11 protein-coding genes are annotated in these 13,162 nt (G+C 28.5%); all 11 read right to left on the minus strand.

Annotation, left to right across the window (positions count from 1 at the left end; genetic code table 11):
- Positions 1-104: 104 nt before the first annotated feature.
- On the minus strand, positions 105-1,088 hold the full coding sequence (locus DAD81_RS19395) for a glycosyltransferase family 2 protein (RefSeq protein WP_111709978.1): 984 nt from the start codon (positions 1,086-1,088) through the stop codon (positions 105-107).
- 3 nt (positions 1,089-1,091) lie between these two features.
- Positions 1,092-2,222, minus strand: coding sequence for a polysaccharide pyruvyl transferase family protein (locus tag DAD81_RS19400; protein WP_111709979.1), 1,131 nt, complete (start codon positions 2,220-2,222; stop codon positions 1,092-1,094).
- 5 nt (positions 2,223-2,227) lie between these two features.
- Positions 2,228-3,598 (minus strand): Coenzyme F420 hydrogenase/dehydrogenase, beta subunit C-terminal domain, encoded by a 1,371-nt coding sequence (locus DAD81_RS19405; RefSeq protein ID WP_218939739.1) that lies wholly within the window; start codon positions 3,596-3,598, stop codon positions 2,228-2,230.
- A 3-nt stretch (positions 3,599-3,601) separates the two neighbouring features.
- On the minus strand, positions 3,602-5,128 hold the full coding sequence (locus DAD81_RS19410) for an MATE family efflux transporter (protein ID WP_111709980.1): 1,527 nt from the start codon (positions 5,126-5,128) through the stop codon (positions 3,602-3,604).
- Between the two features lie 167 nt (positions 5,129-5,295).
- Positions 5,296-6,078, minus strand: a complete 783-nt coding sequence (locus DAD81_RS19415) for a hypothetical protein (RefSeq protein ID WP_111709981.1) — start codon at positions 6,076-6,078, stop codon at positions 5,296-5,298.
- Positions 6,079-7,614 (minus strand): lipopolysaccharide biosynthesis protein, encoded by a 1,536-nt coding sequence (locus DAD81_RS19420; protein WP_111709982.1) that lies wholly within the window; start codon positions 7,612-7,614, stop codon positions 6,079-6,081.
- Positions 7,615-8,970: a UDP-glucose dehydrogenase family protein gene (locus DAD81_RS19425; protein WP_111709983.1), complete on the minus strand. Its 1,356-nt coding sequence runs from the start codon at positions 8,968-8,970 to the stop codon at positions 7,615-7,617.
- An 84-nt stretch (positions 8,971-9,054) separates the two neighbouring features.
- Positions 9,055-9,474 carry an adenylyltransferase/cytidyltransferase family protein gene (locus DAD81_RS19430; RefSeq protein ID WP_111709984.1) on the minus strand — a complete coding sequence of 140 codons (420 nt, stop codon included), beginning with the start codon at positions 9,472-9,474 and terminating at the stop codon, positions 9,055-9,057.
- A 216-nt stretch (positions 9,475-9,690) separates the two neighbouring features.
- Entirely contained in the window at positions 9,691-10,641 is a 951-nt protein-coding gene (locus DAD81_RS19435) for a GDP-L-fucose synthase family protein (RefSeq protein ID WP_111709985.1), read from the minus strand.
- Positions 10,642-10,789: 148 nt separating this feature from the next.
- Complete coding sequence (gene gmd, locus DAD81_RS19440) at positions 10,790-11,908, minus strand: GDP-mannose 4,6-dehydratase (RefSeq protein WP_111709986.1); 1,119 nt, start codon at positions 11,906-11,908, stop codon at positions 10,790-10,792.
- 12 nt (positions 11,909-11,920) lie between these two features.
- A complete protein-coding gene (locus tag DAD81_RS19445; RefSeq protein WP_111709987.1) occupies positions 11,921-12,919 on the minus strand; it encodes a mannose-1-phosphate guanylyltransferase in 999 nt (332 codons plus the stop codon).
- Between the last annotated feature and the right edge of the window lie 243 nt (positions 12,920-13,162).

A 13,162-nucleotide genomic window follows, 5' to 3' on the forward strand; every position in this document is an offset into this window, starting at 1 on the left:
TTTAAAATATAAATACATGTTACTTGTGGTTAAATAAAACTAGTGTTTAGTGGATACAAAATATTCAGAAATCATTTTTTAGGAATATTACTTCTAAATCTTATTTAATATAATATTTCTTTTTCAATCACTGTATTTCTTTTTATTGAATTCTTAAAAATAAAAATGTAATAAAAGAATCCTTTTGTAATTTTAGCTAAAAATTTGTAACGTGCTGCAAGTGCTAATATACGATTCCGCCCAGTGAAATTAAATGAATAATTTTTGGTGTTCAAATCTTCTCTTAATTTAGGGTAATATTCATCATCAAATTTAATCCAAGGAGAAAAAAAAGATCTTAATTGGGCTGAAATTTTATTTTTAAATAATATATCAGAGCAAGAATGTAATTCGTTTTCAAAAAAATTAGATTTAAGCGCGTAATATCTTTCAATATATATGGGGTGTACAATTTTATTATTCATTACAGAACCATCAGTATTAATATATTCATAAACAATATCTTTAATATTGCATACATTGTTAATAATGTTCTTGCTCATAAATAATTTAATTAGCACGTCTTCTCCTATTTTAATACTTTTATCAATATTAAATATACTATTATTTATAACCTTTCTTTTATATAGTGAAGCATATATAAATGCATAAGTATTACCTTTAAGAATACTTTCTATGTATTTTTTTTTATTTAAAATGCCTAAATCTTTATGTAACCATATACGGCTATCAGGTATACCAATTACCGAACCGTTTACTAAATCAACTGAATTATCAAAATAGCTTAAAAGAATAGCTAAGCAGTTAGGTTTTAATTTATCATCCGAGTCTAAAAACATGATATAATCTCCATTGGAAGCTAAAAAACCATTTTTTCTAGCAGAAGTAACTCCTTGATTATTTTGATTAATTAAAACAATATTGTGGTGTTTATTTGTAAAAGATTTGATGATTTCTATAGAATTATCAATACTACCATCATTAACGATAATAATTTCATAATTGTTATAGGTTTGAACTAGCACACTTTCTATGCATTCTGCAATCTTAGTTGCTGCATTATATACAGGTATAATAATACTAATCATCTATTATTTTTTAAGACTGTTTTTCAAGAAATCTAAAGATTTCTTTTTTTCAACTTCTAAAATTTTATTTACTAAATTATAATCAATTTTAGTTTTCAACACTTCTTTAATGCCTGATAAATCACTAACTAACCTATCTTCTAAATTAAATATTTTTAATATTGAATTAAATCTTTCCATTCCTCTAGCAACATTGCCAATAGTAATAAATTGTTTATTAAATAAAATGGAAAAAATAGTTCCATGAAAAGAATCTGTAATAATAAACTCACTTGATAAAAAACCCTCAATCCAATCTTCAACAGGAGGATAAATGCAATCTTCAATATTTTTTAAACTATCTTTAGTAGCTGCTTCAGGCATAATTTTAAATAATGGCAAATCAAAATATTTTTGAAAACTATCTTCAATATCCTTATTAGCATATTTAGGATCTAAAACATAGAACATAATTTGTTTCTTGTTTTTTAAGTTTTTATCTAATATGGCCTTATAATCTTCTACATTTAAAAGTAATGTTGGGTCTAAAACTAATGTTGCTTCTACACAATATTTTTCTTTGCATAACGTTACAGCTCCCTTTTCTCGTACCGATACGGCATCAAATTGCTTTAGCAAATTTGAACACTCCTCTAACTCTTTCTTTTTAAATTCATTATAATCAACACCAAAAGATGCCGCATAAGATATCTTTTTTGAACTTTTATCTCCTTTTAAAAAATCTAAAAAATAGGTTTGAATATTTGGTGAATATATTGGTCTCCATACTTGGTCACTTCCAACAATGTAACCATCAAAATTAATATTTTTTAATTGGTGTAAGTTTTTAGTTGTATATTTTTTTTCTGATAATTTTATATAAGTATTTTTGAATGCATCTGTATTTTGTGAAATAATTAGTTTTTGAACATTACTTATATAAAATGGTGATTTAATGTTTTCGCGTTTAATATATTTTTTAATTATAAATTTAATGTGCCCCTTTGCTTTAGACACCCACGAAGTGCTTTTAACAATATCTAACGTTTCGGAATCTAAATTAAATTCTTTTTTAAGTACTTTTTGAAATGCATATGCTTGTAATAGACCTCCGTAGTTATTGTGAATAGGTAGAGTAAGAATTGCTATTTTCATATTTTTTAGTTGAATATTTTTTTAATTCGTTTTATAATCGCTCTATGATAATGAGAAATTCGTGTTACCCTTTTTAGTAATTTTAAATCCTTCGCCATTTCTTTATCAAAAGAAAGGGCATTTGGGTGATATTTCCATTTTTGTAAACTTTCTCTTCGTACCTTTATACGTTGTTTTTGTACTAACTTAAAAGAAATATTAGTTTTTAAGTTTCCAAATCGTTTTGGTGGAACGAGAATATTTTGTTTTTCTGTTTTTTTTATACGGACTGAAAGCCCTGTTTGCCTATGATTAAAGCTGCCTTGTTGGGAAAAAATAAATTTATCTAAAGGTAGTGTCTCAATTCTTAATTTTCCAGAAGTAATTCCTTCCTGTAATATTTTATCAGCAAGAAAACTCCTAGTTACAATTACATTGGTACCTTTTCCTTCTTTATTAAAAGGTTCTAGCCATGCATCTCCTAAAGATATATCAGCTAATTCAGTAGTGACATCATCACAAAAATCACAAGCATTAGCTTTAAAAAGGCCTGTTCCCCACATATCTCCAAGAGAGCCCATTCTAATCAATTTTTTAGAGTTATCATCGGTACTTGAACAACCAAAAGAATAATCTCCTGCAGTGCTATTTAAATCTTTAATCCGAAATTGTGGTTTTTTTATGTTTTCTATTGGGATATTAACTTTACTGGCTAAATATTCTGTAAAAAAACTACTTTTTACACCTCCACAAATAATACCTACTAGAAAAGGAATTTTATCTTTTAATAAGGGTTCTGTGTGCTGTGCCAAACGAATAGCTTTTATAAAACATGCAACACCTACAATAGCAACTTTACCTTTTAATTTGTGGATTTCTGGCATTACTGTTGCTAAAGTAACAGGGAAATACCTCGTTTTTGCAGCTTCAGACAATTCTTTTCGGTTATTACTTATGCTGTATTCGTAATAAAAACCTGGTTTTGTTGATTGTTTTACTGAAAAAACATGATCTACAATTCCTCTTTCAATTAACTCTGTAAAAATATAAGTTGCTATTCCTCCAGAAGATGAATTTAAACGAAATTCATTTGCATACCCCGCATATATATTAACATATCTTCCAACTTTTTCTTGGTACTTAGTAGCCTTATCAAAATAAATTTCTGCTATTTCATTTTCAGTTTTGACTTCTTCTTTGGGAAATGGATTAAAAGGGCAAACTGTAATGCATTCACCATCAGAATCACATGAACTTATTTGTTCAGGTATTAGAAATCCATAGTCATTAATTTGTACTTCAAGAGCTTGCGAAGGACATTTGTAGATGCAAAGACCACAACCAATACACATGTCATTTTTCACGACTAAATCAATTACTTTAGGAATATTAATCATTCTTTATTTTTTTACTAATATTTTTTTTATTTTTTCTTGTATAAATATTTTTTCTTTAAGATCCAATCCAATTGAGTAAATCGCAAAAATGATTGAGATTATTGATGTAAAGCAAATAATTATTAATCTATATATGTCTTGTGGTAAAAACCATCTAATCATTATAGGTAAAATGAGGGCTAATAAGGAAACAGGTATTATTCTAAAAACTACATTTCTTAAATAATCAACAATTGATAATTTGACCAACGGGCTAATAATAATTAATCTTGAAAAAAGAGCAATTATTGAAATTAAAATACCAATATAGAATGTTATCTGGGGGCTATAACCCAATTTTAAAAACAAATAAGAAATAGGTAGATTTAATAATAATAGCCCTCCTACTACCCCTTGATAGAGCCTAATTTTACCTGAGGCTTGTGCTGCCGTCATTAATGGTCCAGAAATACTATTAATTAAAATATTAGTAAGAATTAGCTGAGTAAAAATTACTGTATAATCAGGAATGATTTTTAACCAAAGTTTAAGTATTGTTTCAGTTTCCAAGAGAATTGGTAGAGTTACAGCAAACAGTAAAAAAAAAGAAAATTTTGCACCTTGAAAAATTAAACCATGCATATATTTTAAGTCATTTCTAGCATAGGATTTGATAATTTGGGGGTTCATAGCCATTTGGAAATTACTTACAAACCCGTTCACAGCACTTTTGACTTGATTGGCTATACCACTAGCTGCATTTAATATAGGACCAAAGAAAATATTAAGTAGAATATTGATTCCTTGTCCGAATAATACGTATGCAGCGCTTCCCCAAAGATTCCATCCAGCATATTCCATTAATATTTTAAAAAGTGACTTATCCCAAAAAAATATATATTTAGTTTCTGTAAAATTTCTGTTAGCATAAATTATATATATTAATCTAATAATTACCGATACTACAAAGATTAATACAGCATATAATTCTAGTTTATCAAAATCAATCCATTGTAGCATTAATACAATTAATAATTTTAAACTTACTTCTAAAATGCTTAACCATGCGTAAACACTCATACGTTCATGAGCTATAATAATCGCATTATATGGCACACTGAAAACCGAAACCATAAATGAAAAAATTGAAAATTGAAAAACCCAATTGGCCGCAGACATTCGATTTTCAGGAATTGTTAATTGAGTATTTACCATCCATAATCCAATAGTTTCAGCAAGTATAAGAATTCCTATACCAATAATAATATGAATGTTCACACTCATATTAAAGACTCTAACTAATTGAGGAAAATCCTTTTTACCTAATTCAAAAGATAAAAAACGTTGGGTAGCTGATGACATTGAATTGTTAAAAAACCCCAACATAATTACAATACCTCCAACTACATTATATATACCAAAATCTTCAATACCTAGTGTGTTAAGTATAATTCGAGATGTATATAGAGATATCCCCATGATAAACATCATTCGTACGTATAGCAAAACAGTATTTTTTGCTATACGCTTATTGTTTTGATTTATAGACATTTATTTTTTTAATTATTTTTTTTTAAATGTATCTCATTTAGAGTGTTTTAGTTTTAACTTGTTTTAAAAGTGTTTGGATATTCAAAAATAGTTATAGAAACTCTAACCTAATAGCCTATTTGGATAAATTTCATTGGATAACATCGAGTATTGTAGAGATTTATTTATTACCTCTGCATTAAATCCCAATAACTACCTTTTAAACCATGTGTTACGAACATCCATTTTGCTCTAATTCTGCTTTTTAGTGTTAAAAGAGGTTTTATATAATACCCTCTTTTACTATAATCAACTTTATAATTAATACTCTCAAGGTGTTCTTTTGCATTTACCAACCATTTACCTTTATGTAAACAACCTGCTAAATCATAAATTATTGGTGTTTTTACATCTTTAGATAGACATGTAAACTTTAGTTTCATTTTATTAGCTCTTTTTGTCCCATACCACTCAGAAGTCCAAGGGTTTTCATGTGGTAAGGCCATTTCATAAAGTATGTTTTTTTTCCAAAAAGAAATTTGAAATGAAAACATATCTTTTGTGGGCGGAACCATAATTTCAATATCCTTAAATTTAGTTTTCTCTAATTCTCTATAATTTTGATTAACCAAACACATTGAATCTATATCATGATTTTTAAAATATTTAAAATACTCTTTCAACTTCTCATTATTTACATTCCCCATAAAAATATGATCAATCATCATCAATAATACATCATCAGTTTCAACTTTATCAAGACCTTTTCTAAATGTTTTTCCAAAACTACTTTGTTGTCCTACATTTGTACAAACTATATTAAGTTTTGAATGATTATAGATTTTACTCTCAGTATTTAAGTATATAATCCCCTTATAATCTGGCCAATACTTATGAAATAGATCAAAAAAAATAGGCCATAGATCACTATAAGCATCGGATGAACTTATAAAAATAGAATAATTTTTCATTTATAATTTTATATTATATTTTGAATAAAAATTTTGAAATATATTTGTAACATTACTTTTTTCATATTTAGTTAAGCCAATAAACCAAACAACAATAATAAAGGAGCAGGTACTAACTAAAAAAACTACTATAAACCTCCTTAAACCTTCTGATAAAAAATAATTAGGAATAAGTGCTATTAAATATATTATTAGAAAAGAAAAAACACTTTTAATTACTACAGTCTCTATAAACTCCTTAATTGATAAGCCACATTCTATTTTTCCAAAATATAGAGTAATTAATGCATTACAAATAGCGTAAATGATAAATACGATATATAATGTATTAGGTGGATAACCAAAAGAAAATAATATATAACCAACTACTAAAGGTAAAAAATTGAGGATTGCAGTATATGTTTGAAATTTTTTAATATTTCCAACAGCAGCAATTGAAGATGCTAATGTAAGAAAGAGCTGTTCTATTAAATTTCTCACCAACAATAATTGACAAAATAAAATAGCATATTCGGGTACTTTTTTTAACCAAAACCCAAAAATATAAGGCATTTCTAATATCACAGGTACGTAAAAAATGGTTAAAAGAAAAAAGGAAACCTTACTTCCAATAAATGAAGCTTTTAACATTAATTTTCTATCACCTGCCCCTTCACTTTTAACTATCATAGGGTTTAACGCCTTAAGCATAGTCCTAGCAAAAGTCCCCAATTGCCCGCTTATCTGCGCCGAAACACCTTGTGCAGCATTTACTGCAGTACCAAAAAACATATTAATTACAATACCTTGACCATAATTTGTAATTAAACTACTGGAAGAACCTAAAAAGCTCCAGCCAGCAAAATTGGTCATTTCTTTAAATAATGGTTTATTAAAATATTTTTTAAAATTAATGGTAACTTCTTTATATGTCCTGTGACAATATATTTGTCTAAGAATTAATAAAAACACAGACAAACAAGCCATTAAAAGCCCATAAATGTATAATTTATCTGAACTAGTATTGGTAATAAATAAGGCTATTACTAATTTTAAAACTGTATCAATAATACGCAAAATTGCCACTAACAACATGTTTTCGTGCGCATTGATTATTGCATCATACGGAACAGATATAATAGTAAAGAAAGTACTTACTATTAAAAATTGATAAATAAGTTTGGCAACATCTAAACGCTCTATATCTATCTTTAAAATACCATCAAATAAAAAATAACCTACCATTTCTAATAAAATAACTACAGCAATGGCAATAAAAAAATGTAATATCAAACTAATATTAAAAATATTTTTTTGTTTATTAAAATTTCCTTCACCTTGAGCAAATGACATAAACCGCTGCGAAGCTTGTGACATTGCCAAATTTAAAAATGTTAACATCGCTATTGCCCCGCCTACAACATTAAAGATCCCAAAATCATCAGCTCCTAAAGCAGCTAAAATTAAACGTGTAGTATATAAAGACATCAACACTGTGATGGCCATTTGAACGTATAATATTCCCGTATTTTTAGCTACGCGTTTTGCTTCTTTCATTTATAAAGTAAGCGTGATTTTTAATCTTTCATCCTTTTTCCCAATCTGATAATATTCAAATCCCTTTTCTTCTAATTTGTAATTGTTGTACTGGTTTCTACCATCAAAAATAATAGGGGATTTTAATTGCTTTTTAATCTCTTCAAAATCAGGAGAACGAAATTCTTTCCATTCTGTTAGTAAAATTAAAGCATCTGCATTTTCAACTGCATTGTATTTAAAGCTTACATAATTTATATTTTTAACACCCTTTAAATACATTTTTTTAGCTTCTCCTATGGCCTTAGGATCATAAGCATTTATAGTTGCGCCTCTTTTCACCAATTCATTTACTACATAAATAGCTGGTGCTTCTCTCATATCATCTGTACCTGGTTTAAAAGCCAAGCCCCACAAACCAAATGTAAGCCCAGTTAAATCTTCACCAAAACGTTTTACTACCTTTTGGGCAATTACAAGTTTTTGTGCATCATTAACCTCTTCAACTGCTGTAATTACTTTTGCTTCATAATTGTGCTCTGCTGCAATTTTTTGCAATGCTTTTACATCCTTTGGAAAGCAAGAACCTCCATAACCAGCTCCTGGATAAATAAAATTATAACCTATTCTTTTATCTGATCCTATCCCCGTACGTACCATATTGGCATCTGCTCCAACTCGCTCACATATATTTGCTATTTCATTCATAAATGAAATTTTTGTAGCTAACATTGCATTCGCGGCATATTTTGTCATTTCTGCAGAACGAATATCCATTGCTATAAATCGGTCATGCGACATACAAAATGGGGCATATAATTGCTTCATTTTTTCTTCTGCATCTTCATTATCTGAACCTATTACTACTCTATCTGGCTTCATAAAGTCATTAATTGCCGCTCCTTCCTTTAAAAATTCAGGATTAGATACCATATGAAACAAAATATTTTTCTCTCGTTTATCTAATTCATCTTGTATTGTAACTTTTACTTTATCAGCCGTACCAATTGGAACGGTTGATTTGTCTACAACAATAAGTTCTTTCTGCATAGTTGCTCCGATTTCTTTCGCAACTGCCAAAACATATTGTAAATCTGCTGAACCATCATCACCCATTGGTGTACCAACTGCTATAAATACAATACTGGCATCTTTTATTGCTTCTGGTAAACTATTTGTGAATTTTAAGTTCTTATTTTTTACATTCTTTAAAACCAAAGCTTCTAAACCTGGCTCATAAATAGGAAGGATTCCTTTTTTTAAATTTTCAACTTTTTCTGTATCTATATCTACACATGTTACTGTGTTTCCCATTTCTGAAAAACAAGTACCCGACACCAAGCCTACATAACCTGTTCCTATAATTACTAATTTCATATAAATTTTTTCTTTTTAAATAAATTTAAGCGATTAATTACTAGATAATTTCAGTATGATTAATTAAACTTCTTACAAACTTTTCTATTTATTATTTTCACGTTTATGAACTTCCTTACGTAGTCCACTGCTTGAAAATCTATGATCTCTGCGATTAAAATATAGTTGAATGTCATTTTCTATACAATAGGATTTACCAGTATAATCTTTATGCTCATATTCATCTCCTATAATACGTAAATCAATTTTAAAAGATTTTAAAATATCTTCCAAATCTTGCTCTGTTGTATAAGGCACAATTTCATCTACAAATTTGCAACCTTTTAATTGTATATAACGTTCTACAACTGTTTGAACCGGTTTATTTTTTTCTGGCCTGTCTATGGTTGGATCTGATTGTAATCCACATATTAAATAGTCACACTGGCTTTTGGCTTCTTCTAGCATTTTTATATGCCCAGCGTGTAATAAATCGAACGAACTAAAGGTAATTCCTACTTTCATAATACTATTTTTTGTTTTTATTAAACATACTTCTACAAACTGCTTTTACTGTTTTAACTCTTTATTGCCATTATAAGCTGTGATAAAAACATGTTATTCTCACTTTTAATTTTTTTATGCTTAAATTTTATTTTCGGAACCTAAAATTTAAGATTCGCCAGAGTTAATAAAAATCAGTGCAATATGTTGATTACTTTATATAACAATTTTAAAAACTTAACTCATTTTCAATTGTTTGAAAGAATCTTGATGTTCTAAAAACCACTTATAGGTTTCTTTAATACCATCCTGTAATTCTACTTGAGCTTTCCAACCCGATTTGTTTAGTTTAGAAACATCTAACAATTTACGCGGTGTGCCATCAGGTTTTTCTCTATCCCATACAATTTCACCTCTATGTCCCGTAATTTCCTGAATGGTTTCTGCCAATTGTTTAATAGTAATATCAGTTCCTGTTCCTACATTGTATAAATGTTCTGGCAAAATATTTTCTAATGTAAAAAGTACTGCTTTTGCTAAATCATCTACGTGTAAAAATTCACGCATTGGTTTTCCACTACCCCAAAGTTGAACAGAATTATTACTTATTTTAGCTTCATGAAATTTACGAAGCATTGCGGGCAAAACATGAGAAGATTTTAAATCGAAATTATCAAATGGACCATATAAATTGGTTGGCATTAAACTTACAAAATCCTTTTTGTATTGATTGCGAATAAATTGACAGAGTTTTACACCTGAAATTTTAGCAATTGCATATCCTTCATTTGTTGGTTCTAAAGAACCTGTTAATAAATACTCCTCTTTAAGTGGTTGAGGTGACAATTTAGGATAAATACAAGAACTTCCTAAAAAAATGAATTTTGCTACATTATTAGTATGTGCTTCCTGAATTAAATTATTTTGAATTTGTTGATTCTCTAATAAAAACTCAAATTGATTTTCACTATTGGCTAAGATCCCACCTACTTTTGCTGCAGCATCAATAATAGCTACTGGTTTTTCACTAGCTATAAAGGAACGAACATCAGCTTGATTACGAAGATCAAGCTCTGCACTAGTTTTACCAATTATATTAGTATAACCAGCAGTGGTTAGAGCTCGCCATATTGCTGAGCCTACCATTCCTCTGTGACCTGCAATGTATATTTTATCTGTTTTATTCATTGTTCTTTTGTTTAAATAGTATTGGATGATAAAGTAATATATTAGTTAATATGACATTGCCGAAGTCTTGCTTTTTATTCTATAGAAACACATCTTTACAAAGACCTATACTTCTAACTTAAATATTTCATCTTCTCAATTCCAAACATTATTCAAAATAGTTTAAGGTTTTGTATCCATTTTGTTGTAAATATTTATCTTTTTTCATTAAATCAATATCACCATGCATCATATCTTGAATTAATTGTTGCAAATCATATTTTGGTATCCATCCTAATTTTGTGTTTGCTTTTGTGGGATCTCCAATTAATAATTCAACTTCAGTAGGTCTAAAATATGCTGGATCTACAGCTAATACTTCTTTCCCTATTTCTACCTGATATTCTGAATTGTTACAAGCTTTTACATATGCTTTTTCTTCAATCCCAATTCCTTTAAACTCTAATTCAATTCCTACTTCAGCAAAACTAAGTCTCACAAATTCTCTTACTGAAGTTGTTTTCCCTGTTGCAATTACCCAATCTTCTGGTTCATCTGCTTGTAAAATCATCCACATCATGCGCACATAATCCTTTGCGTGTCCCCAATCTCGTTGTGCATCTAAATTACCTAAATAAACTTTATCTTGTAAACCTAAAGCTATACGTGCCGTAGCTCTTGTAATTTTACGGGTTACAAATGTTTCTCCTCGTATTGGTGATTCATGGTTAAATAAGATACCGTTACATGCATACATATTATATGCTTCTCTATAATTTACCGTAATCCAATAAGCATACATTTTAGCAACTGCATATGGAGAACGTGGATAAAAAGGTGTAGTTTCACTTTGTGGAACTTCTTGTACTTTTCCATACAATTCTGATGTTGAAGCCTGATAAATTTTTGTTTTTTTCTCAAGACCTAATAAACGAACTGCATCTAAAATTCTTAACGTTCCTAATCCATCAGCATTCCCTGTATATTCAGGTGTTTCAAAAGATACAGCTACATGACTCATTGCTGCCAAATTATAGATTTCATCTGGTTGAATTTCTTGAATCAAACGAATTAAATTTGTACTATCTGTCATGTCTCCATAATGTAAAACAAAGTTTCTGTTTTCAATATGAGGATCTTGGTATAAATGATCAATTCTATCTGTATTAAAAAGTGAAGAACGTCTCTTTAAGCCGTGAACTTCATATCCTTTTTTTAATAAAAATTCACTTAAATAGGCACCATCTTGACCTGTAACCCCTGTAATAAATGCTGTTTTCTTGCTCATAATTGTTTTTTTTTAATATAATAAATCTGAATTTTCTTTTTCTAAACTGTTGTAAATATCCTTAACTTTTTGAGAAACTTCTTTTTGTAGTATTAAATTGGCTGATGGTGTATGTACAAAAATTGCATTTTTAACACCTACAAATGCTGTATATAAATCTGAGCCAATTACCATATTTCCACTAGCATCAATAGGATAGTCTTTTGATGCTAAATACTCATATAAAGATTCAAATGAACCTAAATCCGACCATTGAAAAGTTGCTGGTACAACCTTAATTTTGGAACTTTTTTGCATCACTGAATAATCTATACTTATTGCTGGTATTTCTAATGATAAATTTAAATCTAAATTTCCATTTTTATTATGATTCCACGCTATTTTTGCCTTTTCATAAATATCTGGGGTAAACTTTTTTATTTCTTCTAAAATAACACTTGCTTTAAAGCAAAACATACCACTATTCCATAAAAATTGATTACTTTTTAAATATTCTTGTGCTTTTTCTAAATTTGGTTTTTCCACAAAAGAAAGTACTTCATCATCTTTATATTCAATATATCCATAACCTGTTTCTGGTTTGGTAGGCACAATTCCAAAAGTTACTATAAAATCATCTTTTGCCTTTTCAACAGCATTTTTAATTGTTTCTTCATATGCCAAATGGCCTTCAATTACGTGATCAGATGGTGTAACAATTAAAATATCATTAACATCAGCTGCCAATGCAGCAAATACAATTGCCGCAGTTGTATTTCTGGGTGTTGCCTCTATAATATCTATATAACCTGTTTTGGTTTTTTGAAGAATTTCCCGACTCAGATGACAATTATCTACATTTCCAACAACTATAATATTGTTAACTAAACCTGAATTTCTTTCCACAGTCATTTCGAACAATGATTTATTTTCAAATAAATCTAAGTACTGCTTGGGTTGACTTTTCCTTGATAAAGGCCATAATCTACTTCCAATTCCTCCTGTTAAAATTACATGTGTTATCTGATTCATTTTTTATTTTTTTAAGATAGTAATATAAAAAAATAGGGTATTCACCTAACTAGAAATTCTAATTAGGTCAATACCCTATTTATAACTTGACGTGGGGACAAATTCTTCATATTATATTATCAAATACAAAACTACCTTTAGTTTTATTTAATTTATTGTTTTTTCCTAAACATTAAAAATTAATTTTAATTTTATACATCACACTTAAATATAATTAAGTTATAAGATGTACATTAATAATCT

The sequence above is a fragment of the Lutibacter citreus genome, from assembly GCF_003260195.1.
GTDB classification, from domain to species: domain Bacteria; phylum Bacteroidota; class Bacteroidia; order Flavobacteriales; family Flavobacteriaceae; genus Lutibacter; species Lutibacter citreus.